Source organism: Candidatus Thiodubiliella endoseptemdiera, from assembly GCF_964212635.1.
Taxonomy (GTDB): Bacteria; Pseudomonadota; Gammaproteobacteria; order PS1; family Pseudothioglobaceae; genus Thiodubiliella; species Thiodubiliella endoseptemdiera.
Genome location: NZ_OZ156463.1, coordinates 941,967 through 964,146, shown reverse-complemented (window position 1 = coordinate 964,146; position 22,180 = coordinate 941,967). Strand labels below are relative to the sequence as shown.

Annotated in this window: 28 protein-coding genes; 12 read left to right on the top strand and 16 right to left on the bottom strand. The window is 35.9% G+C overall.

Going from position 1 to position 22,180, the window contains the following annotated elements; genetic code table 11:
• Positions 1 to 165: 165 nt before the first annotated feature.
• Positions 166 to 492 (bottom strand): transposase, encoded by a 327-nt coding sequence (locus tag AB8525_RS04940; RefSeq protein ID WP_369150253.1) that lies wholly within the window; start codon positions 490 to 492, stop codon positions 166 to 168.
• A gap of 58 nt (positions 493 to 550) precedes the next feature.
• Between AB8525_RS04940 and AB8525_RS04935 the strand changes: the two genes are divergently transcribed.
• Genes AB8525_RS04935 through AB8525_RS04925 form a run of 3 tightly spaced genes read left to right on the top strand, consistent with a single transcriptional unit; the run spans position 551 to position 1,485 of the window.
• Positions 551 to 895, top strand: a complete 345-nt coding sequence (locus AB8525_RS04935; protein WP_369152986.1) for an FkbM family methyltransferase — start codon at positions 551 to 553, stop codon at positions 893 to 895.
• Positions 896 to 1,333, top strand: coding sequence for a hypothetical protein (locus tag AB8525_RS04930; RefSeq protein WP_369152984.1), 438 nt, complete (start codon positions 896 to 898; stop codon positions 1,331 to 1,333).
• 2 nt (positions 1,334 to 1,335) lie between these two features.
• Positions 1,336 to 1,485 (top strand): hypothetical protein, encoded by a 150-nt coding sequence (locus tag AB8525_RS04925; RefSeq protein ID WP_369150451.1) that lies wholly within the window; start codon positions 1,336 to 1,338, stop codon positions 1,483 to 1,485.
• Here AB8525_RS04925 and AB8525_RS04920 read toward each other — a convergent pair.
• Genes AB8525_RS04920 through AB8525_RS04900 form a run of 5 tightly spaced genes read right to left on the bottom strand, consistent with a single transcriptional unit; the run spans position 1,482 to position 5,144 of the window.
• Positions 1,482 to 2,579 carry a glycosyltransferase family 9 protein gene (locus tag AB8525_RS04920; RefSeq protein WP_369152983.1) on the bottom strand — a complete coding sequence of 366 codons (1,098 nt, stop codon included), beginning with the start codon at positions 2,577 to 2,579 and terminating at the stop codon, positions 1,482 to 1,484. The two genes, AB8525_RS04925 and AB8525_RS04920, sit on opposite strands and share 4 nt — an antisense overlap.
• Positions 2,573 to 3,514 (bottom strand): glycosyltransferase family 9 protein, encoded by a 942-nt coding sequence (locus AB8525_RS04915; protein WP_369178956.1) that lies wholly within the window; start codon positions 3,512 to 3,514, stop codon positions 2,573 to 2,575. The genes AB8525_RS04920 and AB8525_RS04915 overlap by 7 nt, the downstream gene beginning before the upstream one ends.
• The gene (locus AB8525_RS04910) at positions 3,511 to 4,257 is read right to left on the bottom strand and encodes a glycosyltransferase family 2 protein (protein WP_369178954.1); all 747 of its coding nucleotides are present in this window, start codon (positions 4,255 to 4,257) and stop codon (positions 3,511 to 3,513) included. Before AB8525_RS04910 ends, AB8525_RS04915 begins: the two co-directional genes overlap by 4 nt.
• Entirely contained in the window at positions 4,251 to 4,982 is a 732-nt protein-coding gene (locus AB8525_RS04905) for a lipopolysaccharide kinase InaA family protein (RefSeq protein ID WP_369178952.1), read from the bottom strand. The genes AB8525_RS04910 and AB8525_RS04905 overlap by 7 nt, the downstream gene beginning before the upstream one ends.
• A gap of 9 nt (positions 4,983 to 4,991) precedes the next feature.
• Positions 4,992 to 5,144, bottom strand: a complete 153-nt coding sequence (locus AB8525_RS04900; protein WP_369152978.1) for a hypothetical protein — start codon at positions 5,142 to 5,144, stop codon at positions 4,992 to 4,994.
• A 71-nt stretch (positions 5,145 to 5,215) separates the two neighbouring features.
• On the opposite strand from AB8525_RS04900, the gene AB8525_RS04895 reads away from it, so the two are divergent.
• Both AB8525_RS04895 and gmhB read left to right on the top strand, forming a co-directional pair.
• Complete coding sequence (locus AB8525_RS04895; protein WP_369152977.1) at positions 5,216 to 5,995, top strand: glycosyltransferase family 32 protein; 780 nt, start codon at positions 5,216 to 5,218, stop codon at positions 5,993 to 5,995.
• A complete protein-coding gene (gene gmhB / locus AB8525_RS04890; RefSeq protein WP_369152976.1) occupies positions 5,992 to 6,510 on the top strand; it encodes a D-glycero-beta-D-manno-heptose 1,7-bisphosphate 7-phosphatase in 519 nt (172 codons plus the stop codon). The genes AB8525_RS04895 and gmhB overlap by 4 nt, the downstream gene beginning before the upstream one ends.
• Here the strand turns inward: gmhB and waaC are convergent.
• The gene (waaC, locus tag AB8525_RS04885) at positions 6,482 to 7,486 is read right to left on the bottom strand and encodes a lipopolysaccharide heptosyltransferase I (protein ID WP_369178950.1); all 1,005 of its coding nucleotides are present in this window, start codon (positions 7,484 to 7,486) and stop codon (positions 6,482 to 6,484) included. The genes gmhB and waaC overlap by 29 nt on opposite strands.
• Before the next feature lie 170 nt (positions 7,487 to 7,656).
• On the opposite strand from waaC, the gene AB8525_RS04880 reads away from it, so the two are divergent.
• A complete protein-coding gene (locus AB8525_RS04880) occupies positions 7,657 to 7,887 on the top strand; it encodes a hypothetical protein (protein ID WP_369178949.1) in 231 nt (76 codons plus the stop codon).
• Between the two features lie 59 nt (positions 7,888 to 7,946).
• Here the strand turns inward: AB8525_RS04880 and AB8525_RS04875 are convergent, their stop codons facing one another.
• Both AB8525_RS04875 and AB8525_RS04870 read right to left on the bottom strand, forming a co-directional pair.
• Complete coding sequence (locus tag AB8525_RS04875; RefSeq protein WP_369178947.1) at positions 7,947 to 8,588, bottom strand: hypothetical protein; 642 nt, start codon at positions 8,586 to 8,588, stop codon at positions 7,947 to 7,949.
• A 24-nt stretch (positions 8,589 to 8,612) separates the two neighbouring features.
• On the bottom strand, positions 8,613 to 8,900 hold the full coding sequence (locus tag AB8525_RS04870) for a rhodanese-like domain-containing protein (protein WP_369152971.1): 288 nt from the start codon (positions 8,898 to 8,900) through the stop codon (positions 8,613 to 8,615).
• Between the two features lie 80 nt (positions 8,901 to 8,980).
• Here AB8525_RS04870 and serS point away from each other — a divergent pair, with 80 nt between their 5' ends.
• Genes serS through AB8525_RS04840 form a run of 6 tightly spaced genes read left to right on the top strand, consistent with a single transcriptional unit; the run spans position 8,981 to position 14,296 of the window.
• Positions 8,981 to 10,267 (top strand): serine--tRNA ligase, encoded by a 1,287-nt coding sequence (gene serS / locus AB8525_RS04865; RefSeq protein WP_369152969.1) that lies wholly within the window; start codon positions 8,981 to 8,983, stop codon positions 10,265 to 10,267.
• A 29-nt stretch (positions 10,268 to 10,296) separates the two neighbouring features.
• The gene (gene yajC, locus AB8525_RS04860) at positions 10,297 to 10,641 is read left to right on the top strand and encodes a preprotein translocase subunit YajC (protein WP_369178945.1); all 345 of its coding nucleotides are present in this window, start codon (positions 10,297 to 10,299) and stop codon (positions 10,639 to 10,641) included.
• Between the two features lie 56 nt (positions 10,642 to 10,697).
• Positions 10,698 to 12,551 carry a protein translocase subunit SecD gene (secD, locus tag AB8525_RS04855; RefSeq protein ID WP_369152967.1) on the top strand — a complete coding sequence of 618 codons (1,854 nt, stop codon included), beginning with the start codon at positions 10,698 to 10,700 and terminating at the stop codon, positions 12,549 to 12,551.
• Positions 12,542 to 13,468 carry a protein translocase subunit SecF gene (gene secF / locus AB8525_RS04850; RefSeq protein ID WP_369179017.1) on the top strand — a complete coding sequence of 309 codons (927 nt, stop codon included), beginning with the start codon at positions 12,542 to 12,544 and terminating at the stop codon, positions 13,466 to 13,468. The genes secD and secF overlap by 10 nt, the downstream gene beginning before the upstream one ends.
• Before the next feature lie 29 nt (positions 13,469 to 13,497).
• Entirely contained in the window at positions 13,498 to 13,650 is a 153-nt protein-coding gene (locus AB8525_RS04845; RefSeq protein WP_369178943.1) for a hypothetical protein, read from the top strand.
• Positions 13,651 to 13,675: 25 nt separating this feature from the next.
• A complete protein-coding gene (locus AB8525_RS04840; protein WP_369178941.1) occupies positions 13,676 to 14,296 on the top strand; it encodes a DUF4389 domain-containing protein in 621 nt (206 codons plus the stop codon).
• A 2-nt stretch (positions 14,297 to 14,298) separates the two neighbouring features.
• Here AB8525_RS04840 and fabB read toward each other — a convergent pair whose 3' ends face one another.
• From fabB to AB8525_RS04805, 7 genes are read right to left on the bottom strand one after another with little or no spacing between them, the layout of a single operon-like run.
• On the bottom strand, positions 14,299 to 15,516 hold the full coding sequence (gene fabB, locus AB8525_RS04835; RefSeq protein ID WP_369178939.1) for a beta-ketoacyl-ACP synthase I: 1,218 nt from the start codon (positions 15,514 to 15,516) through the stop codon (positions 14,299 to 14,301).
• Complete coding sequence (gene fabA, locus AB8525_RS04830) at positions 15,516 to 16,025, bottom strand: 3-hydroxyacyl-[acyl-carrier-protein] dehydratase FabA (RefSeq protein ID WP_369178937.1); 510 nt, start codon at positions 16,023 to 16,025, stop codon at positions 15,516 to 15,518. Before fabA ends, fabB begins: the two co-directional genes overlap by 1 nt.
• A 30-nt stretch (positions 16,026 to 16,055) precedes the next feature.
• Positions 16,056 to 17,225 carry an O-succinylhomoserine sulfhydrylase gene (locus tag AB8525_RS04825; protein ID WP_369178936.1) on the bottom strand — a complete coding sequence of 390 codons (1,170 nt, stop codon included), beginning with the start codon at positions 17,223 to 17,225 and terminating at the stop codon, positions 16,056 to 16,058.
• A gap of 12 nt (positions 17,226 to 17,237) precedes the next feature.
• On the bottom strand, positions 17,238 to 18,440 hold the full coding sequence (locus tag AB8525_RS04820; protein WP_369178934.1) for a hypothetical protein: 1,203 nt from the start codon (positions 18,438 to 18,440) through the stop codon (positions 17,238 to 17,240).
• Entirely contained in the window at positions 18,430 to 19,785 is a 1,356-nt protein-coding gene (locus AB8525_RS04815) for a DNA cytosine methyltransferase (RefSeq protein WP_369178933.1), read from the bottom strand. Before AB8525_RS04815 ends, AB8525_RS04820 begins: the two co-directional genes overlap by 11 nt.
• A gap of 4 nt (positions 19,786 to 19,789) precedes the next feature.
• Positions 19,790 to 21,304 (bottom strand): amidophosphoribosyltransferase, encoded by a 1,515-nt coding sequence (gene purF, locus AB8525_RS04810; protein WP_369178931.1) that lies wholly within the window; start codon positions 21,302 to 21,304, stop codon positions 19,790 to 19,792.
• 3 nt (positions 21,305 to 21,307) lie between these two features.
• Positions 21,308 to 22,150: a CvpA family protein gene (locus AB8525_RS04805; protein WP_369178929.1), complete on the bottom strand. Its 843-nt coding sequence runs from the start codon at positions 22,148 to 22,150 to the stop codon at positions 21,308 to 21,310.
• Positions 22,151 to 22,180 lie beyond the last annotated feature (30 nt).

Here is a 22,180-nt window from a genome sequence, read left to right as displayed (position 1 = left end):
AAAATTTAGAAAGTTGTTTGAGGTTTTGGGGTAATGTATTCTGCCTACTTCTAGGGCTTTGTGGCGTATGCTTCCAGTAGTAATATCCGCTCTTGGATACCTGCATACAGCGACACAAAACAGTGATTGGGTAGTTTATCGCCTCTGAGGCGATAAACTTAAATCTTAACTGTTTTGACCTTTGAAGAAGGCTTGAGCCTTTTTTAGGATTTCTACCTCCATTTGAGCCAGTTTAAGGTCTTTTGCAAGTTGTTTGTTTTGCTTTAATAACGCCGAATGTGTTGCTTTGTGATGTGCTGTGTTGGCAGTATCGGCGGTTCTTTTAAAGGCTTTATCTTGTTTTTGATTCAATTCAATCCTCCATTTGTAGATCATGTTTCTGCGTAAACCTAAATCTCTTGCAAGCTGTGCAATGCAAGTATTTGGTTGATTTGCTAGTGCTAGGGTTTCTAGTTTAAAGGCTTTGGTGAAGGCTGTGTATTTTCTTGTCATTTTGGACTCCTAAATGTTAAAATTTAGTGTCCAGTTTATTGGGGGAGCTTCACTTACAATGACAGGTGATGCATTAATTGATGTGCTTAAATTAGATGAAATATCGGCTGTAAAAATTGATGTTGAAGGTGCAGAATCATTAGTTTTGGAAGGAATGTTGGCAAGCATAAAGAAATATACACCCTATATTTATATAGAAATACTTGACGCTAAAAATCCTGATTCAATCAAAATATGTGAGTTAATTCAAAATATGCACTACTCTTTGGTAGGGCGTGAGTTAATAAGTGGGGAGGTGAAAATTATTGAGAGTATTAGTAAAACGAATGAGAAATATGATTGTAATTATGTGTTTGCACCTAACGACTATCTAGGTGCTTTTATGGGTAGTATGAAACAGTAAATGCGACTCAGAAATGCACCTAATTTATTAAAATTCAGTCGTCTAATAAAACTGCGTAGGGATTTTAAAAGGCCGTGGGTTGCTTTTATAGCGGCATCTGGACTCTTGAGTCAAACATATACATTGTTAGATAAAGCAGGCAATAAAATGTGTGTAAATCGCGATGATTTACCTATTTGGTTGGCATATTTTAAGAGTAATAATATATGCAGTGTTAGTATTTTAAACGGATTGTTTCACATTGTGCCAATGCAAGAAGGTCATCCAAGTTACTACATCCAAGGTGCAAATTCAAGGCTTACCTATAAGCCTAAGCGTTGGTCCAAACAATTGCATCCACTTATATCTGAATTGGAGCAGTCAGAACAGCAATTCTTTTCTCAACATGGAGAAGATGGCGTAATACAAAAAATTCTATCTAAAGAGACCTTTGCATAAATATGAATAATCATCAAAACGCCATCTTTCATCAAATTACAAACTTTTTAAAAACACCCTTAGCCCTGCTAGGAGTGGATTTAAAAAATTTCCAATTTAATAAAATCTGTCATTTTGCTAATCATCCCTATTTATGCAAAGGTCTCTCTTAATTTATTGGTTTTTCTTGTTTCATTTCCCATTCGCTGTCCTTTTGTAATAGTTGTATTTTTTCTATAATTGTATCAGATTGAATATGGCCCATATTATTTTTGCCCATTAACGCTATAGATTTATTAATTTTAATGAGTCTAGTTGTCGGCTCAATATGGTAGAATAGAGCCACGACGGGCGTTAGAACAGCATTTGCAGCATGCAACAAGCCACCATCAGCACAGACTAATAAGTTAGATTTCTTAATAATTTGAGCCGTTTGATTAAAAGAGCACCTTCCAGTCGTATCGATTATTTTATTTGGGTGTTTTCGTTGAATTTTTCTTGCTTCAATTTTTGCATTTTTTGCACCAATCAAAACAATATTCTCCACAATATCTTGTGTAAATATAGCATCAACAATCACATCCCATTTATTAAAATTACGATCAACACTTGCTGAACCAATGACAATGGCTATAAAATTATCAGGCAAATTGAGGCTTGAAATGGCTATCTTGTCCTGTTTACTAATTGGTAATAATGGTTTTGCAATTTGTTCTATTTGTTGTTGGTTATAATGACAGCCAGTAAGTTTGTTAATGTGGAAAAATGAAAAATATAAACGATTAAAATCATCAACATTGTAGTAACCGTATAAAGAAATATGTGGCAATTGTAGCAAATCTTTTGTAAGAACCTTTAAACTGCGTTGCCTATAACTGTCAATTATTAATAAATCATATTGATTGGACGCACATTGCTTTGGATCGGTAAAAATATGCCTAAAAATAGTATCATTTTGATAAATATTAGCCACATTTTCTTTGGTTAATAAATCTATTTCTTTATCCTTTAACAAGATTCTACTTGATAAATCCATTAAGCTGTCGCCCAAATAACTATCCACCCATTGCACCCATAAAATCTTTTTATGTTGTTTAGTGATTGTATTTAATTTTTGAGAGTCTCTTAAAGTAATCTCTGAATATATGTAACGCCCAAAAAATCTTAAAAATCTTTTAAATAAGGGAACACGCAAGAAAAAAACCTCTACAAAAGTTGGTATTTTTTCCTTAAAAGGCGTTGTGTAAGTGCGATAAAATCTTAACATAAAATTTCTGTAACGAGTTGCTTTACATCGGCTAATTTAAAATATTTGTCAACAGTGAAATTATGTTGCCTACTTAAATTATTGATTGTTGCCCAGCGTTTGGGGCTGGCAAATAAGTTGTCGCCAAAAAAACTAATGGTTTGTATGTTAAGTGCACCCGCTAGGTGCATGGGACCAGTTGAGGTGCTAATTATTAGCAAACTGTTATTTATCAAATTACAGAAATCAAGTAGTGTTTTTGGCTGGTGAATAATATCTTTTTTGTTTATTTTTGATTGAAGTTGATTTTTTGTTGATAAATCATCAGGTCCGAAAGTCCACACGATTTGGGTGTTGTCTTTACTTCTGATTATTTTGGCAAGACTCAAATAATCTTTTAACGACAAATTACCATCACTGCTGCCACCATATCCAGGATGAAGCAATACTATTTTTTTGCCTTGGTCTATTTGGTGTTGTTCTCTAAATTTTGTATTGTTGGGTAATGTTAATAAGGGTTTTTTAAATTCTAGGGAAATGTTTTTATTGAGTAATTTTGCCAAATCAAGATTGTATTCAAATTCAGTTTTTTCTACTTTACTGCGTTTTTGTTTGCGTGTTTTGTTAAAAAACAGTTGAGCAATTTTTGTCGCTGGTGCAATGCGTGTTTTAATACGACTTAAAAATAAAAGCCAACCTAATTGGGTATCAATGAAGGCGCTAATACCAACCTCAATATTTGCATTTTTTATTACCTTTAGCGTTTGCCAAAAATGATTTCTATCATACAAAATAACTTTATCAATAAAATCAATTTGTTCAGCTAACTCAAAATTGATATTTGATACTAAAGCAAAAATTTTGGCATTAGGATAAGTTTTTTTTATTACATAAAATAAAGGCAAGGTCGTAATAAAATCACCAATCTTATCGTGACGAGTAATTAGAATATTCATTTTTTCTGATTAAGTTCATACAACTTAATATATTTATAAAAATTAGTTGCCATGTGTGAAAAAGCAATAACCAAGCCTGCATACCCATCTAAAAAACCGCGTTTTAGGAAATAGGTTTTAAAAAATGAAAAGCCACAATTAAACACTGCTTTTATAGGTGAAGAGGTTTTTTTCCCAACATTGTCCAACGCAAATTCACTGGAGTAAATGTCTAATTTTTTGATAAAATCACTGATATTACTGTATGGATAATGGTTAACAAAACCAGTTAAGGGCTTGATGTTTAAGCCATCAGTCAATACATTTTCATGTACTTTATTGTTGGTAAATCGGGTTTTTTGACGGTGATATAATCGCACTATTTTGTCGTTATTCCAACAGTGTTTAATGTGTTTTTGTTGATAAAAATTTTGTCTAAAGATTTGATAAACAGTTGTTTGATTTAAAACTAGGTTTTCTAAGCCAATTAAAAAGTTGGCACCTAAAACTTCGTCTGCATCTAGTGATAGAATCCAATCATTTTTGGCATAAGTGGCGGCTTTATTTTTAGTCATTCCAAAGCCTAAAAAATCACCTTGAATAAGATTAACATTAGGATAAGCGCCGACTATATCTAAAGTATTGTCCGTTGAACCATTGTCATAGACCACGACATCAGAAAATTTGACGAGTGCATCAAGTGTTGGTTTAATGGTTCTCTCGCCGTCTTTAATGATAATAACAACAGAGATATTTTTTACCATAGTCCTAATACCTGTTTGATTTTGCGTTTGCGTGTCTTGCGTGCTTTATTTTGCTGATTGTATTTAACGCCTAATTGCACAAAACTTACCTCGTCAAATTTAGCTAGTTTTGCATACGCTTTAAGTATAACGCCTAAATCAATGTCATCCGCCCAAAGTTTGTTAAAATTCTTTGCTCGCTGTTGTAAGTTGAGTATTTTAAAATTCATACGATTGATGTCAATAATTTTAAACTCATAACCCAGTTGATTTTTTTTAATCAAAATATTACCCGGAGATAAATCTTGATGAAGGATGTTATTTTGATGCAGTTGATAAATAAATTCAGCAAATTTAATAAAAATTATTTGCTTTTCTGGGTGGTCTTTAAACAAAGGTGCTTGCATATTAAAATCTGCTTCACATTTATAACAAATTAAATAACTTTTTGTCAGCAACGGCTGAAAATATTCAATTCTAGCAACAACTTTAGGGGTAAATTCAGCAATTTTTAGCCCGTATTCATATGCCCTCCAAGCTTTAGATTTTTTTAAATAAGTATAAATAAACCCGCGAAACCAGCTCAGTTGCTTATATGATTTAACCACGAGCATTTCGTTGTTAAAATCAACTTCTTTGATTATATTCCTCGCATCGTGCAACACAATATCGCTCTGTGCAAAATAATATTCTATTTTGTCAACCAAAGGTTGATAGTCAGTATGAATGAGCTGTTGTTTAATCATGTCTGTAAATTACTTTAAGAGACCTTTGCATAAATAGGGATGATTAGCAAAATGACAGATTTTATTAAATTGGAAATTTTTTAAATCCACTCCTAGCAGGGCTAAGGGTGTTTTTAAAAAGTTTGTAATTTGATGAAAGATGGTGTTTTGATGATTATTCATATTTATGCAAAGGTCTCTTTAAAATATTCATTTTAATGTAAACTTCCTATTAAACAATTATAAAAACTTCAATGTCATTATTAATTTTAACTTGCAACAGATGTTCAAAGCTTATTGGTAATTTGAGTAAAGTATTTATCAGCTATCCTTTTCATTTCTTTCTACCTAAAAAACGCTTTACTATACCCAAATATAGTAAAGCACTTGTTCAAGGAAAAAAGCAGATTATTCCTAAAAAAATTTGGCAAACTAACTACACTAATCGAGTAAGTTTACCAATTTATTTAAACTATTTGTTTAATCGGCTAATGAGCCTTAGTTATGATTATCATTATGTTAGCACTGAAGATCGTCTGATTTTTATCAAAGAAAATACTGGTGCTGATATAGTTAAAGCCTATGAGCGTTTAAATGACGGTGCAGCACAGGCTGATTTATGGCGTTTATTGGTGTTGCAGCATTTGGGCGGTATTTATATGGATATTGATGCACACCTGGTTTTTCCATTATCAGGTCTTATTAAAAAAACAGATAAGGAACTTTTTATTCTTAAAGGAAGTGACAATACGCATACTAACTATTTTATCGCCTCCCAGAAAAATCATCCAATTTTAGAAAAAGCCACTGAAATTATTCTTGAAAACATTAACAGCAATCAAGTTGTCGGTGTCTTTTCACTGACTGGACCTGTGCCTTTTAGCGATGCTATCAAACAAAGTAAGATTGCAATTAATGATAAGTCATATCGCTATGTTTGTGTTCAAGGTGACTTTACCAATGAACATTTTCAATATATTGACAAGCCTAGAGGGAAGTGGACACACAAAAAGCCTAGTGAAATTTTAAAATGAGAATTGTTTTTTTAGACCGTGATGGTGTCATTAACCAAGAAAAAAATTACCTCTATAAAATAGAGGATTTTATTTTTATTGACGGTGTGTTTGACGCTTGCCGACAATTTCAAGAGCTCGGATTCAAAATTATCATTGTTACCAACCAATCGGGTATTGCTAGAGGTTATTATAATGCTGATGATTTTGACAAACTCAATATCTGGGTATTGGCGCAGTTTAAACAGCAGGGGGTTGATATTTTGGATGTGTTTTATTGCCCACACACACCAGAAGATGATTGCGAATGTCGAAAGCCTAAACCAGGTATGCTGCTAAGTGCACAGAAAAAACACAATATTGCTATGCAAAATTCTTGGATGATTGGCGATAAGGAGAATGACATTTCTGCAGCAAATAAGGCAGGGATAAAAAACACGATTTTAGTCAGGAGCGGGCATAAAATTAATGAAAAAAAATCAAAAGCCCAATTTATTCTTAACTCAATTAGTCAGTCAAAAACAATAATTCTTTAGCGGTATTGGTAATATTATCTACTTCAATAGTTTGAATTGACATATCGTCTTTGTTGATTTTGTTAGGGTTTACCTTAGAATTAGACTCAATAATTTTATTAATTTTAGTGAGATAAGTATTCCGATAACCGGGTGTTGAGCCAAATAGTGTAATAGAAGGAATGTTAAGCGCCCAAGCCATATGAGTTGGACCCGTATCACCACCAATCACAAGATTCATCTGCCCGATGAATGCTTTTAATTCTCCTAACGACAATTGAGCAGAAAGCGTTACTTCTGGAGCAATTTGTTGTATCTTTTCAGCCATTATTTTTTCCTTTTCATTACCCCATAAAAGTGTAATATTGGCATCCAATGCCAACGCTAATTGCCCAAAATTCTCCACAGGATAAACCTTAGAATCAAACGAAGCCCCTGGCACAAAGGCAATATTCGGCCTGTCATTTTGCAGAAAGTAGGGTTTAAAGCTATTATTAAAATGCAAAAATGGTTGTTTATTTAAAATATCATTGTGTGAAATAATCAGCCCCAAGGCACTAGAAACGATAAATGCATTGCGTTTAATTACATTTTCAGCATATTTTATCTGACAAGTGTCGGAATAAAAACTCGTCGCAGATCTCTCACGCAAAGAAGCTTTATCAAAGCCAAAAGTTTTTTCTGATGGAATGAGGCTAGAGACAATAGCAGATTTGAGCAACCCCTGCATATCAATAACAATATCGTATTTTTTAAGCTTTTTAAGCTTTCTTAAAGTCTGAAATAGTAATTTAAAAGATTTTTCTTTTTTCGCTCTTTTGATGTTGACCGTAAGAATTTGGTTGATATCTGGATTGCTAGCCAAAACATCTTTAAAACCTTCCTCCACTACCCAATCGACCGTAGAATCTGGCAAATGCCGCTTAATAAATTGCAATACACTCATAGCATGAATAATATCTCCTAAGGCAGAAAGTTTAACAATAGCAATTCTCATTAGTATATTTTATCGGGAATATTTTAATCTGTGTTGATGATATGTAAGAGTCTATCAGGGCATAAAGGGTTATAAATAGTTGATGGTTAATCACTCTGTGGGGGGCGTTTGTTAACGGCGAGGCACATACCAAAATACCTAACTTTGTTAGTAGAGACCTTTGCATAAATATGAATAATCATCAAAACGCCATCTTTCATCAAATTACAAACTTTTTAAAAACACCCTTAGCCCTGCTAGGAGTGGATTTAAAAAATTTCCAATTTAATAAAATCTGTCATTTTGCTAATCATCCCTATTTATGCAAAGGTCTCTATATTTCATTCTTTACGGTGAAATATATCAGCAGGCGGGGCGGTGATAATGGTTCAAGTAATTGTTGTAAAAACGATTCCCAATAAAAGTTCGGCAATGATTAAGTTGATAGTTGTTGTATGTTTTGTGATATTTGGTTAATATTTTATGGCAATATTTTTAAATCTGAACGGGTAGATTTGCGTTTAGAGCGGGGGATTTTTTCTTCTTTGAGTTTGATTTGTTCGGTTTTGGAGATGATGTTATCAACTGAAACCAAGTCATCAACGCTTGCACTGATTTTTTTGAAGGCTTTGGGCGCTTGGATTTCAATCATTTGTTGCACAATCCATTTTTCATCAACATCAGTCATGGCAGATTTAACTTTTTCAGCAAAGTATCTAAGGAAGTGATAATCGGGTTCATTGCCGATAAATTCATAATCAGAGTAGTCTTTTGAGCGTTGGTTGTAAGTGTTGATGAATGCCTTCCAATGGTTGCCTTCGACAATTCGGTCAGTTTTATTTTCTTGGTAATAAAACGCCGATTGTTTTGCTAGCTTATTAATGAGTTCTTGGCGTTGTTTGGTGTTGAGTGTTTTGAATATTAGTCTGTCGATGGACTGAATAAGAAAACATAAGTATTCGGCAATAACATCGAAAACTTGTTCTTTTTCAATGACAAAGCCTTCGTTGATTAAGTCTTCAAGGTGGTTTTTGGTGATACGCCAACAAATGAACGCCATTGCGCCACCGATATCTTCGATGGTTTTAACTTGGGTTTTATGCCATTTACTTTTTACTCGCATAACGAGATTTTAACAAAAAATAACTTAGTCGCAATTGTAGTTTTTAAATGAACCTAAATCGTTTACATTATCAAAACCCATTTGCAATAGATAGTTTTTGGCAGTTGCAGAGCGAGCACCACTAACGCAGTATAAGATGATGGCTTTGTTTTCGTCAAGAATATTTTTAGCATTCATCACAGATTGCAGGGGTAAATTGACAGCATTTGGTAAAGCACCTTGTGCAAATTCAGAAGTTGAACGAACATCGACTAATTGAGCGCCATTGGCTAAGAGTTTACAAGCATCGTCGCCCGAAAATGAGTTGAACATAGTATAATTCCTTGATAAATTTTTGAGTGAATACTAAATTTGACAGTATTCCTTTTATATAAGGATATAATTATATACTAATGTTAGATACGAAACAACTAAGAAATGATATTAAATCAGTGGAAGCCGCTTTAAAAAGGCGCAATTTTTCTTTTGATGCGAGTGCCTTGTCTGTTTTAGAGGAGCGACGCAAAAAAAATCAAATGGAAACACAGGAGTTGCAAAATTCACGCAATTCACAGTCAAAAGCGATTGGCAAAGCAAAGGCGGCCGGCGAAGACATTAAACCTTTATTGGATGCCGTTGCTGATTTGGGCGACAAACTGGATGCGGCAAAAAGTGAATTGCAAGGTATTCAGCAAAGAATTGATGATATTGTGATGGCGATGCCGAATATACCGCACGAATCTGTGCCAATAGGTAATTCTGAAGAAGATAATATTGAGGTGTTGAAATGGGGTAAGCCACAGCAATATAATTTTGTGGCGAAAGATCATGTTGATTTGGGCGAGATGCATGGTTTAGATTTTGAAACGGCTGCTAAGATATCGGGTGCACGATTTTCAGTAATGACAGGGAAAATCGCTCGCTTGCATCGTGCTTTGACGCAGTTTATGATTGACCAACATGTGGATAATGGTTATACAGAGGTTTATGTGCCTTATTTGGTGAATGCAGAATCGCTGACAGGGACGGGGCAATTGCCTAAGTTTGAGGCAGATTTGTTTAAAACTTCCCTGCATGGCGAAGAGGGTGATGCAAAAACTTTGTATTTGATTCCAACAGGGGAAGTGCCGATTACCAATATTATGCGTGACACTATGGTGAAGGAGAGCGAGTTACCGATTAAATTTGTGGGACATACGCCGAGTTTTCGTTCTGAGGCAGGTGCTTATGGACGCGATACACGAGGCTTGATTCGCCAGCATCAATTTGAAAAAGTGGAAATGGTGCAGATGGTGAAAGCAGAGGATTCTTATGCGACTTTGGAGACTTTGACAGGACATGCGGAAAGTATTTTGCAGGCGTTAGAATTGCCTTATCGTAAGGTCAATTTATGCACAGGTGACTTGGGTTTTTCAGCGGCTAAGACATATGATTTAGAAGTGTGGTTGCCAGGGCAAAGTGCATATCGTGAGATTTCTTCTTGTTCGTGTTTTGAAGATTTTCAGGCAAGACGCTTGCAACTCAGATGGAAAAATCCAGCAACGGGCAAAGTGGCGTTATTGCACACCTTGAATGGTTCGGGATTGGCAGTTGGCAGAACTTTGGTGGCAGTGTTAGAAAACCACCAACAGGCCGACGGAAGTATTAAAATACCCGATGTATTGCACCGTTATATGGGTGGCATCAGTATTATTAATTAATCAATTTTTTTTATATAGGAGAAAAAACAATGAGTTTATTAGATTTAATCATCACACCCGCATTTGCAGAAGGTGAGGCAACTGGGGTAGTATCAGGTTTGGGCGGTTTGGGGGATTTAATACCCATCGTATTGTTATTTATCGTTTTCTACTTTTTGTTAATTCGTCCACAGCAAAAACGCGCCAAAGACCATAAAACCTTATTGGCAGCCTTAAAAGCAGGCGATGAAGTGGTTACAAATGGCGGCACTATTGGTGTTGTAAAATCGGTTGATGAATCTTTTGCTATCATTGAAATTGCCGCAGGCGTTGCTATCAAAGTGCAAAAACAAGGCATCAATCAAAAATTGCCCAAAGGCAGTGCCGCTATTTAACCATTATTTAATCCACTATAAAGGTTGTAAGAAGTTGAACCTCTTACAGTAAAAAAATGAATCAATATTCAACATTAAAAAATACACTGATTGGCTTTTTCTTGTTGCTTTCTGCTTTATACGCTTTGCCCAATATTTTTGGTGCAGATTTGGCGGTGCAAGTGTCGAGTGCTGGGGATAAGATGATTACCGAGACTGATTTAAACAAAGTTACAAGCACTTTAAATGCTAAGGGCGTTAATTATAAGTCGGCCACTTTATCGGGTCGGCGTATTTTGGTGCGTTTTAAAGACAATGCCAGTCAACTTTCTGCCAATGATTACCTTAAAACAGGATTGGGTCGCAATTTCGTTGTTGCCCTTAATCTTGCCCCTTCAGTGCCTTCTTGGCTGACTGGTTTAGGTGGTAAGGCGATGTCGTTAGGGTTGGATTTGCGTGGTGGAGTGCATTTCTTATTAGAGGTAGATATGCATTCGGTATTGTTAATGTCAATGGATAAATACTATAATGAGTTACGCACATTGTTACGCACTGAGCGTTTGTATAAGAGTATTAAAAAGCAGGACGATTATATTGCTATCCGCCTTAAAACACTTGAGTCAAAACCCAAAGTATTAAAAATTATTAAATCCGAGTTAAATGATTTGGTTATTTTAGACAGCGATAATGAAGAGGCGTTGATGGTTTTTGTCGGTATTAGTGACAATGCCAAAAAACAAGCTAAAAGCAATGCATTAAAGCAAAATATGACCACGCTAAGAAACCGAGTGAATGAGTTGGGTGTGGCAGAGCCAATTATTCAGCAACAGGGTTTAGAGCGTATTGTGGTGCAGTTGCCAGGGGTACAAGATACTGCAAGAGCCAAAGAGATTTTAGGCGCAGTAGCAACGCTGGAATTTAGATTGGTGGATGAAGAAAATGACCCGCAAATAGCGGTTCAATCGGGCAGATCGCCGATTGGCTCAAAATTGTATTATTTTAAAGACGGCAGACCTTTGTTGTTAAAAAGCAGAGTGATTGCAACAGGTGAAAATATCACGGGTGCGGCGTCTGGTATTGACCAAGAAAGCAGCACGCCACAAGTCAATATCACTTTGGATAATGCTGGTGGTCGTGCAATGTTAGATACAACAAAGAAATATGTGAACCATCGTATGGCAGTTGTTTTTATTGAAAATAAGGTAGAGACGATACGCAAAGGTGAAAAAATTGTTAAAAAACGCACAACAACGAAAGACATCATTAATGCAGCCACTATTCAAGGCACTTTCTCATCGCGTTTCCAAATCACTGGTATTGACAGTGCCCGTGAAGCACGCAACTTGGCGTTATTGCTCAGAGCAGGTTCGCTTTCAGCACCGATTGAGATTGTTGAAGAACGCACCATCGGTCCAAGTCTTGGTGCAGATAATATTGCCAAAGGGGTATTGAGTGTGATTGTGGGTTTTGTATTGGTCTTATTGTTTATGGCATTTCGTTATCGTGTATTTGGCATGGTAGCCAATGTGGCATTGACCTTAAATCTAGTAATGATTGTAGCCGTATTATCATTGCTGCAAGCAACACTCACTTTACCGGGTATTGCGGGTATCGTTTTAACGGTAGGTATGGCAGTTGATGCGAATGTGTTGATTTTTGAGCGTATCAAGGAAGAGTTGGGAGTAGATAGCAACATCCAAAAAGCCATTTCTAGCGGTTATGATAAAGCGGTATTGACGATTGCAGATGCGAATATTACTACGCTGATTGCTGCATTAGTGTTATTCAGTTTTGGCACGGGGCCGATTAAAGGTTTTGCTATTACTTTGTCCATTGGTATCATTACTTCGATGTTCACGGCGATTATTGTCTCAAGAGCAATTATCAATAAGATTTACGGTGGTAAAAAAATACAGGGGTTATCAATATGAAGGCATTAAATATTCCTACGATTGACTTTGTTGGCAAGCGTACTTACTCAATTATTTTTTCGCTGTTGTTGATTATTGTTTCAATATTTTCATTAACAACGAATGGCTTAAAATTTGGCATTGACTTCACAGGCGGTACTTTACTTGAAGTGGGTTATCAGCAAGATGCAAATTTGGCAGATATTAGAAAGGTGCTAAATGATGCAGATTTCAAGGGTGTCAATGTGCAGTATTTTGGCTCAACCAAAGAAATCTTAATCCGTCTTGAACCACAGGCTATTTCCAGTGCAAAACTCAGCTCTAAAATTATCCATTTATTAGGGTATGGTGTGGATATCCGTCGTGTGGAATTTGTCGGCCCTAAAGTGGGTGAAGAACTGGCCAATGATGGTGGTTTGGCGATGCTATATGCATTAATTGGTATTTTAATTTATGTGGCATTTCGGTTTGAATATCGCTTTGCCTTGGGTTCAATCTCAGCTCTTATCCACGATGTTATTATTACCCTAGGTATCTTTTCAATTCTGCAAATAGAATTTGATTTGACCGTATTGGCAGCGATTTTGGCGGTAATTGGTTATTCACTGAATGATACGATTGTGGTATTTGACCGTATTCGTGAAAATTTCCTATCAACTCGCCATACAGACCCCACAAAGATTGTGAATGGCGCACTCAACCAAACGCTTTCTAGAACGATTATGACCTCAGTTACTACTTTATTGGTATTGGTGGCATTGTTCTACCTTGGTGGTGAAACTATTCATAGTTTTGCATTGGCATTGTTGATTGGTGTGGTGATTGGTACTTATTCTTCAATCTATGTGGCAAGCACAATGATTTTGGCACTGGGCATTAGCAAGGAAGATTTATTACCATCAGAAAAAGAAGAGCAAGCAATCGATAACCGCCCTTAGTCGTGTTATAATGAGACCTTTGCATAAATATGAATAATCATCAAAACGCCATCTTTCATCAAATTACAAACTTTTTAAAAACACCCTTAGCCCTGTTAGGAGTGGATTTAAAAAATTTCCAATTTAATAAAATCTGTCATTTTGCTAATCATCCCTATTTATGCAAAGGTCTCAATATTTGAAAATCAATAAACCTACAGAGGAAATATGTCAGATAATACAAATTATCCAGCACAATTAAATATTAAATACAATGACAGTTCTAATCGAGTTACTGTATTTTTTCGTTTATTGTTGGTTATTCCTGCTGCTCTAATTATCGCTTTACTTTCAGGATTTTTAGTGGAAGGTAATAATTCTAATGCATTGCAAGTAGGTGGTGGTTTTTTGTTTCTACCCATTATGTTGATGATTGTTGTTAGAGGAAAATATCCAAAATGGTGGTTTGATTGGGTTTGTGAGCTAAGTAAACTTAGTTATAGAATTTTAGCGTATTCAATGTTATTAACGGATAAGTATCCATCAGTTGATGAAGAGCAAGATATTGAGTTGGTTTTAAAATATCCCGATGTGAAGAAAGAGCTAAATCGGTATTTACCATTGATTAAATGGCTATTAGCTGCCCCGCATTTTTTAATATTGATAGTAATATACGCCGCTATATTTGTGCTATCACCTGTTATCTGGCTGACTGTGCTAATTATGGGGAAAATGCCAGAAACATTGTTTAATTTTTTGGTTGGATTTCTGCGTTATAACTTCAGAGTAAGTGCTTACGCAATATTACTAATCACCGATAAATATCCACCATTTAATGGCAAACCCTAAGTTTATTTTTTAAACTTTTCAAACACCAAACAAGCATTCGTGCCACCAAAGCCAAAACTATTAGACATTACTCGATTGAGTGATTGTACCGTTGTTGCCTGAACGATTGGCACACCATCGGCGGCTTCGTCCAAGGTATCGATATTCACCGATTCTGCCATAAAATTATTTTCTAGCATTAATAATGAATAGATAGATTCATTCACCCCTGCAGCACCAAGTGCATGGCCAGAAAGTGATTTAGTTGAGCCAACATTGGGGATCTCATCACCAAACACTGCTTTAATTGCACCTAATTCTTTGGCGTCACCAACAGGTGTTGAAGTCCCGTGTGCATTGATATAATCAATTGGACCGTCAACAGTTGAAATGGCAAGTTGCATACAGCGTTTAGCACCTTCGCCTGATGGTGCAACCATATCATAACCATCAGAAGTGGCACCGTAACCTGTTAATTCTGCAAGAATCGTTGCCCCTCGTGCTTCAGCGTGTTCTAGTGATTCTAACACCAAAGCACCACCACCACCCGAGATAACAAAACCATCTCGTTCTGTATCAAAAGCACGGGAGGCTTGCTCAGGGGCTTCATTGTATTTAGAAGACAACGCACCCATCGCATCAAATAGCATAGTCAACGACCAATTTAATTCTTCACCACCTCCTGCAAATACCACATCTTGTTTGCCGAGTTGAATTTGTTCCATCGCATTACCAATACAATGTGCACTGGTCGAACAAGCTGAACTGATTGAATAGTTAACGCCTTTGATTTTGAACAAGGTAGATAAACAAGCAGAAGTAGTGGAACCCATAGCGCGTGGTACACGATATGGGCCAACGCGTTTAATACCTTTCTCTCTTAAAATATCAGCAGCCTCAACCACATTTTGGTTAGATGCCCCGCCAGAACCCATAATCAGTCCTGTGCGTTCGTGAGAAACCTGTGTATCGGTTAACCCAGATTGCTTGATAGCTTCGTCCAAAGCAATGGCATTATAAATGGCTGCATCTGCCATAAAGCGCTTCATTTTTCTATCAATGATTTCACTACTATCCACCTCAGCAACCTGACCAGACACATGCGACCTAAGCCCCAATTCCGCATATTTTTCATCGAATTTAATGCCTGATTTGGCAGTTTTTAAAGACTCTAAAACTTCGTTACAATTCGCACCCAAACTTGAAACGATGCCCATTCCTGTAATAACAACTCTATTCATTACATTTTGCTGGTGTCAGTAAACAATCCAACTTTCAAGTTGGCAGCTTCGTAAATTACTTTACCATCCACTTCCATCGTTGCATCGCCAACACCCATATAAAGTTTGCGTTCGATTACGCGCGATAAATTAATTCTGTAAACAACTTTTTTAGCATTCGGTAATACTTGACCGGTAAATTTAATATCACCAGCACCTAGTGCGCGACCACGACCAGGGCCTCCTAACCATCCCAAGTAAAAACCAATCAATTGCCACATTGCGTCAATACCAAGACAACCTGGCATCACTGGGTCTTCATTAAAATGACAATCAAAAAACCACAACTCAGGCTTAATATCTAGCTCAGCAATAATCTCACCCTTGCCAAATTTCCCACCTTCTTTATTGATTTCTATCACTCTATCAAACATCAGCATTGGCGGTTTTGGCAATTGTGCATTACCTGGACCGAATAACTCGCCGTTGCCACATTTAATAAGCTCTTCGTAAGAATAAGAATTTTGCATAGTTTTTATTGATTATAAATTTGTTGAATATTATACCGAAAGCCCTTTATCTATATCCGCTATTAAATCATCCGCATCCTCTAAGCCGATTGAGAGTCGAATCAAGCCATCGGCGATATTGGCATTGACTTTTTCTTCATCGCTTAAACGACTGTGTGTAGTGGTTGCTGGATGAGTAATAGTAGATTTGGTATCGCCTAGATTAGCAGTAATGGAAAATATTTCAGTTGCATTAATTAACTTAAATGCCGCTGCCTGGCCACCTGCCACTTCAAATGAAACAATACCGCCGAAACCCGATTGCTGTTTTTTTGCCAATTGATGATGAGGATGAGACTCTAAACCTAAATAGTACACTTTTTCTACTTGCGGTTGGTTTTTCAGCCAAGTTGCAACTTTGAGTGCATTTTTAGAATGTGCTTCCATCCTAAGACTGAGTGTGTCCAATCCTTTTAGCACAATCCATGCATTAAATGCACTCAAACTCGGACCAGTTGCACGGGTAAAAGCAGATATTTGCTCAATAATATTTGTGTTGCCTAGTACTGCACCTGCCAAGCAACGACCTTGCCCATCAATATATTTAGTGGCTGAATGAATCACAATATCCGCCCCTAATTTGATTGGTGTTTGTAACGCTGGCGATAAAATCGCATTATCCACCGCTAATAAAATATCATTGGCTCGGCTAATTTCGCTCAACGCAACAATATCCACCACCTCACCCAACGGATTAGAGGGTGTTTCTAATAAGAATAATTTTGTGTTACTTGCCACCGCACTTTTCCACTGTGATAAATCACTTAAATCAACATAACTAACTCCAATATCAAATTTACTAATAATGGTGTTGAGTAGCACAATTGAGGTGCCAAACATATTACGCGAAGCCACAATATGGTCGCCCGATTTAACCAATGCCATAATCGTAGCAAAGATTGCCGCCATACCGCTCGAGGTCGCAACACAACCATCTGCACCCTCAAGTGCGGCTAATTTTCTCTCAAAAGCATCAACCGTAGGATTGGTAAATCGTGCGTAAATATTACCTGGTTCTTCTTTAGCAAAACGAGCCGCCGCCTGTTCTGCGGAGTCAAACTTAAAACTAGAAGTAAGAAAAATCGCCTCAGAATGCTCCTGCTCGTTAGTGGCTTGATAACCTTCTCGGATGGCGGTTGTGTTGAATTTATTGTTTTTCATATTCTTTATACCTTATAGTTTTTGTCGATAAATTGCAAAATTATCGTTTTCTATATCTTTTCTTTTGATTGATATTTTTTTATTTCTTGGCGTTCCATCGCTATTTCTTCCTTGTTTAAAATCAACTAAATATTGCTGGTTAAATTGATTTATCTCCAGTACCACAAAATTATCCAGCATAACAGAATGTTTCATTCTTGATAAATAACTAGTTAATTTTTTCTTTTTACCTTTGTTACTATTTAACTTTTGATTCCAAAATTGAGTTGTTACACCATTCTTATCTTTATCTTTAATGGTGTGATGAGAAAAAGCAATATACCAAACTTTTTGATACTCTTTTATTGCTTTGTCAATATTTGTCTTATCATTGCCGAGTAAATTTTGGTTAATATTATGGGCTTTTAAATCTCCATAATATTTACCTTGTTTAAACCACAAATCTAAATCAATCGAACCTTTCGTTTTATTTTGTATATATTGACAAGTATTTTGATAATTGGGATTGCTGTTTAAAAACTGCTCAAATTTATATTCTAAATAGAGTCCAGCCCATTCTGATAGATAAGCGTTATTGAAATTTGCATTTATCATCTCTGTATAGCAATCAATACCATTCCAATTGGTATTTAAAGTATTAGAAAATTTACTAAAAATATCCAGTTCATTTGATAAAGCGGTTTGTTTACTTAACAAAATCATACCAAACACTTTTTCAAAATTTTGTTCAGTAAAAACAATGAGATTATTGCCTTTTTTGTCGACTTTTTCAAATATACCTAATTTTCTTGCCTTGTGTATATCCATTGTATGGATGTGGGCACTTGCATTATTTGCTGAACTATTTTCATAACTTTGTTTATCAAAAATACAGAATACATTTGCATTATCATAATGATACACGCCTAATAACAAGGTGTTTTTTTGCTTGGATACTGGTTTAAAGTTTTTACCAATTTGTATTCGTTTTTTATAATGCTCCCAATCATTATAATTGCCAAATTTATCTTTTTTCCTACCTAAATAAGTAATATTTTTTACATATAAATTTATGTCTTTATTTTTATATTTGACAATGTAGGGATTTTTGTTAGACTTAATTTCTATATGTTGCTGTTTAGATAAAAGTAACTTAATGTCATTGGGTTTTAGTTTTTTATCATAATCACTAACAACCAAACCAGTTTTTGTAATTTGTTCTACTTTAATTGGCATAATCTCTCATCTTTTGGATAATTTTTTTAACCACTTCCATATTGACGGAGTTTCCCAGTTGTTTTAAGGCTATATTATGTTGATTATGCAAGATAAAATTATCAGGAAATGATTGTAATTTTTTGGTTTCATCAAGGGTTAGTCTGCGTTTATATTTTCCGATAATTTGTGGTTGGTTCATTGCCACTAAGGTTGAAAACTTATTGGGTCTTTTTACTCGAACGCCTGAGGGTCTAAATTGGATTAAACCCTCGTAAATATTGTTAATGTCTGCACCTGCCTGCCATTCCATTTTTTGTTGTGTTGGCTTCATCCACTTTAAATAATCGTATTTTTTCAGCCATTTGTCAATAAATTTTTTATTGCGTTTATAAAGTGCTCTGTTTTTCAAAATAATCGTTACCTTCCATTCAGGTGTATCAATAATTTTGTATTCTTTATTAAATTCGTTTGCCCATATTGGATACCCGATTACTTTAATATCAATACCCAAATAAAAATCATTCCAAACTTTTAAAACTTTTGTTTCATAATCAGAAATATAGAATTTTTTATCAACTGGTTTCTTATCTACAATGCCATAGGCCCCTTGCTCATCAACCAAAGATAAAGCACTAGAAAGATTTAACATAAGTTTGTCTTTTTTTATCAGTGTCTTTTTAATAGCTGGGATAAAAATACGCTTTCTAATGGCTGGAATCCCAAAGTCATCAGGACTTAAAATTAAAGGAGTGGTGTTTATTGCATAACCTAATTCATCCAAAGTGTTGCAAATTGTCTCAAATGTTTTACCGCTATCGTGGGTAACTAAATTTTGCACATTTTCAAGTAGCACATAGTTGGGATTATGGTGTTTTATAATTCTTGCAACATCAAAAAACAAAGTGCCTCTGGTGTCTTCAAAACCTTTTCTGTGTCCTCCTTTGGAAAATGGCTGACAAGGGAAACCCGCAAATAAAAAATCAAAACTGGGAATGTCTTTTTCATCAACTTCAGTAATATCACCTGCAAAGTTATTTGAATAGAATAAATCTTTATTGTGTTTTAGAAAGTTTACTTCATAAGTTTTACGGGCATTGTCGTCACACTCACTAGCAAAAACACATTTTCCACCTAAATTTGAAGCCGCTAGATGAAAACCACCAATACCTGCAAATAAATCAATAAAAGTAAAATCAGGTTTATTGTGGTCGAATTCTTTTGTTTCAAAACGATCTAACAATCCCATCTGAAAGGCACCATCTATATAATCAGGTGTTTTATTACGCTCTAAAATTGGGTAAGAAATATCGCACCCCTTGCTTGAAGGGTGACTAATCTTTGGCGTGTCTTTGATTTCTAGCATGGAGTTATTCTACATCATTACAAATTAATTCTGAACTTTCGTTGGTGTTGTTTTCTTGTTTGGCAGTGTCAGAGCGTATATCTTCAATGCTTTGTAGGTAGTTTTTGTCAATATCGCCAGTAACATATTCACCATCAAAACAAGAATTGTCAAAGGTTTTAATGCTTGGGTTTCCTTGCTGAACGCACCAAATTAAATCATCTAAATCTTGGTAAATTAGTTTATCAGCACCAATCGCTGTGCATACTTGCTCGGCGGTTTTGTCATGGGCAATAAATTCTTTGTTACTTGCCATATCAATGCCGTAAACATTGGGGTAGCGTACTGCAGGGGCAGCCGAGGCAAAAAATACATTTTTAGCACCAGCATCCCGTGCCATTTGCACAATTTGTTGACTGGTGGTGCCACGCACAATCGAATCATCAACCAATAAAACATTTCTACCTTTAAATTCAAGTTCAATCGCACTGAGTTTTTGACGCACAGATTTTTTACGCTGTTTTTGCCCTGGCATAATAAAGGTGCGGGCAATATAACGGTTTTTAATCAAACCTTCGGAGTATTTCACCCCTAATTTTTGTGCTAATTGCAAGGCTGCCACACGAGAGGTATCTGGGATTGGAATCACCACATCAATTGTCTCACTCCATTCATTTTGGATTTTTTCTGCCAACTTTTCACCCATTCTAAGGCGTGATTTATACACGGAAATATTATCAATCACCGAATCTGGACGGGCAAAATAAACAAACTCAAAAATACAAGGACTGTATTGCGACTTGTCTGAGCATTGCTTAGTAAAAATATTGCCTTTTCTGTCAATTACCACGCCTTCGCCTGGGGCAATATCACGAGTTACTTTGTAGCCTAACGCTGTGAGTGCCACGCTTTCCGAAGCCAGCATATATTTGGTGCCGCCTTTAGTGGTGCGTTTTCCTAAGATGAGTGGGCGGATGCCATTTGGGTCACGGAAGCCAAAAATACCATAGCCTGGAATCATACCAACGGCTGCATAAGCACCTCGTACGCGTTTATGTACTTGCATGATAGAAGTAAAAATATCTTTTTCATTAATACGCTGTTTTTCTAATTTTGCCAATTCCCCTGCAAAGACATTGAGTAAGATTTCAGAATCAGAATTGGTGTTAATATGGCGTAAATCTTGTTCAAATAATTCTTTTGCTAATTCTGCAGTATTGGTCAAATTGCCGTTATGAGCAAAGGTAATACCATACGGTGAATTCACATAAAAAGGCTGTGCTTCCGCACCCGATGAACTGCCCGCCGTCGGATAACGCACATGTCCAATGCCCATATCGCCCAGTAAGCCAGAGATGTGTTTTGTCCTAAAAGCGTTTCTAACTAAGCCATTTGACTTACGCATATAAAAGCGACCTTTATGCGAAGTAACAATGCCTGCGGCATCTTGCCCACGATGCTGAAGAATAGTTAGCGCATCGTAAATATAAATTGCCGTGTCTTTTTTAGTGGTGGATAGAATGCCAACAATACCGCACATAAGTTATTCCTTAATAAAGAGTAAGTATTTTGATAATTCTGGTTTGATATTTGATGCTACATCTTGGAATACTCTGAGTGAACTTTTAGACTCAACCCAGAAATATTCCTGCGATACAATGTCAATACTTTGTAATATTAAAATCACAATAATAATAAACATAAAGCCTTTTATTAGCCCAATAACTGAGCCAAATATAGAATTGCTTCTACTGATGACACTGACCGCATTAAGTTTGTTATTCAAGGAGCTTAATAGATTTAAGATCCCTTGAATAAAAGAGGATAAAAAGCAAGGATATGAAACACTAATTGAAAGTTTGAGTGGTTTAGATATGGTAACAAATAAACCAATAATGGCAAAAAAAGTGATAATAAATGATGAGCCAGTGCGCAACAATCCAGTAGTTACTACGGTTTCTACGGTGTTGAAATTGAGAAATACATCTATATAGTAATTAAATATAGCGGTGGCAATCAGCAGAAAAAGGATTAAAAGTGATTTATTTAATACACAGGGGTCAGTTATTTCTGATGCCATTGCGGTTAATCGATAAAGTGCTATTTTAGCCGCTTGCATCAAAACAAAAATAACGCCAAAGGCAATTGCCATATTTGATTGTATTGATAACGACATCCAAGTAATCAGTGTGTGGGTCGATAAGGAATCGTAAAACAACCAAGCAATGACGAATGAAAGTATCATAAAGCCTAAACCAATTAACTCTTTTGCCAAGCCGCGCTTAAATCCGCGCATACCAAACCCAATAAAAATAATTATGGAAATCCAGGCTGACCAGTGTATTTGTACGATTGAGTTCCCAATATTTGTTAAAAATTCATTCATTATTGCCCTTTAGTTGTTTTTTTTATCAAA

What these genes read in the sequence shown, in the direction of transcription:
- AB8525_RS04940 (WP_369150253.1), bottom strand. Translation starts at nt 492, where the DNA reads ATGACAAGAAAATACACAGCCTTCACCAAAGCCTTTAAACTAGAAACC.
- waaC (WP_369178950.1), bottom strand. Translation starts at nt 7,486, where the DNA reads ATGAGAATTGCTATTGTTAAACTTTCTGCCTTAGGAGATATTATTCAT.
- AB8525_RS04845 (WP_369178943.1), top strand. Translation starts at nt 13,498, where the DNA reads ATGAATAATCATCAAAACGCCATCTTTCATCAAATTACAAACTTTTTA.
- yajC (WP_369178945.1), top strand. Translation starts at nt 10,297, where the DNA reads ATGAGTTTATTAGATTTAATCATCACACCCGCATTTGCAGAAGGTGAG.
- AB8525_RS04880 (WP_369178949.1), top strand. Translation starts at nt 7,657, where the DNA reads ATGAATAATCATCAAAACGCCATCTTTCATCAAATTACAAACTTTTTA.
- AB8525_RS04935 (WP_369152986.1), top strand. Translation starts at nt 551, where the DNA reads ATGACAGGTGATGCATTAATTGATGTGCTTAAATTAGATGAAATATCG.
- AB8525_RS04870 (WP_369152971.1), bottom strand. Translation starts at nt 8,900, where the DNA reads ATGTTCAACTCATTTTCGGGCGACGATGCTTGTAAACTCTTAGCCAAT.
- AB8525_RS04820 (WP_369178934.1), bottom strand. Translation starts at nt 18,440, where the DNA reads ATGCCAATTAAAGTAGAACAAATTACAAAAACTGGTTTGGTTGTTAGT.
- AB8525_RS04805 (WP_369178929.1), bottom strand. Translation starts at nt 22,150, where the DNA reads ATGAATGAATTTTTAACAAATATTGGGAACTCAATCGTACAAATACAC.
- AB8525_RS04825 (WP_369178936.1), bottom strand. Translation starts at nt 17,225, where the DNA reads ATGAAAAACAATAAATTCAACACAACCGCCATCCGAGAAGGTTATCAA.
- AB8525_RS04930 (WP_369152984.1), top strand. Translation starts at nt 896, where the DNA reads ATGCGACTCAGAAATGCACCTAATTTATTAAAATTCAGTCGTCTAATA.
- AB8525_RS04895 (WP_369152977.1), top strand. Translation starts at nt 5,216, where the DNA reads ATGTCATTATTAATTTTAACTTGCAACAGATGTTCAAAGCTTATTGGT.
- AB8525_RS04915 (WP_369178956.1), bottom strand. Translation starts at nt 3,514, where the DNA reads ATGAATATTCTAATTACTCGTCACGATAAGATTGGTGATTTTATTACG.
- purF (WP_369178931.1), bottom strand. Translation starts at nt 21,304, where the DNA reads ATGTGCGGTATTGTTGGCATTCTATCCACCACTAAAAAAGACACGGCA.
- serS (WP_369152969.1), top strand. Translation starts at nt 8,981, where the DNA reads ATGTTAGATACGAAACAACTAAGAAATGATATTAAATCAGTGGAAGCC.
- gmhB (WP_369152976.1), top strand. Translation starts at nt 5,992, where the DNA reads ATGAGAATTGTTTTTTTAGACCGTGATGGTGTCATTAACCAAGAAAAA.
- secD (WP_369152967.1), top strand. Translation starts at nt 10,698, where the DNA reads ATGAATCAATATTCAACATTAAAAAATACACTGATTGGCTTTTTCTTG.
- AB8525_RS04920 (WP_369152983.1), bottom strand. Translation starts at nt 2,579, where the DNA reads ATGTTAAGATTTTATCGCACTTACACAACGCCTTTTAAGGAAAAAATA.
- AB8525_RS04905 (WP_369178952.1), bottom strand. Translation starts at nt 4,982, where the DNA reads ATGATTAAACAACAGCTCATTCATACTGACTATCAACCTTTGGTTGAC.
- AB8525_RS04925 (WP_369150451.1), top strand. Translation starts at nt 1,336, where the DNA reads ATGAATAATCATCAAAACGCCATCTTTCATCAAATTACAAACTTTTTA.
- AB8525_RS04910 (WP_369178954.1), bottom strand. Translation starts at nt 4,257, where the DNA reads ATGGTAAAAAATATCTCTGTTGTTATTATCATTAAAGACGGCGAGAGA.
- AB8525_RS04900 (WP_369152978.1), bottom strand. Translation starts at nt 5,144, where the DNA reads ATGAATAATCATCAAAACACCATCTTTCATCAAATTACAAACTTTTTA.
- AB8525_RS04840 (WP_369178941.1), top strand. Translation starts at nt 13,676, where the DNA reads ATGTCAGATAATACAAATTATCCAGCACAATTAAATATTAAATACAAT.
- fabB (WP_369178939.1), bottom strand. Translation starts at nt 15,516, where the DNA reads ATGAATAGAGTTGTTATTACAGGAATGGGCATCGTTTCAAGTTTGGGT.
- AB8525_RS04815 (WP_369178933.1), bottom strand. Translation starts at nt 19,785, where the DNA reads ATGCTAGAAATCAAAGACACGCCAAAGATTAGTCACCCTTCAAGCAAG.
- fabA (WP_369178937.1), bottom strand. Translation starts at nt 16,025, where the DNA reads ATGCAAAATTCTTATTCTTACGAAGAGCTTATTAAATGTGGCAACGGC.
- AB8525_RS04875 (WP_369178947.1), bottom strand. Translation starts at nt 8,588, where the DNA reads ATGCGAGTAAAAAGTAAATGGCATAAAACCCAAGTTAAAACCATCGAA.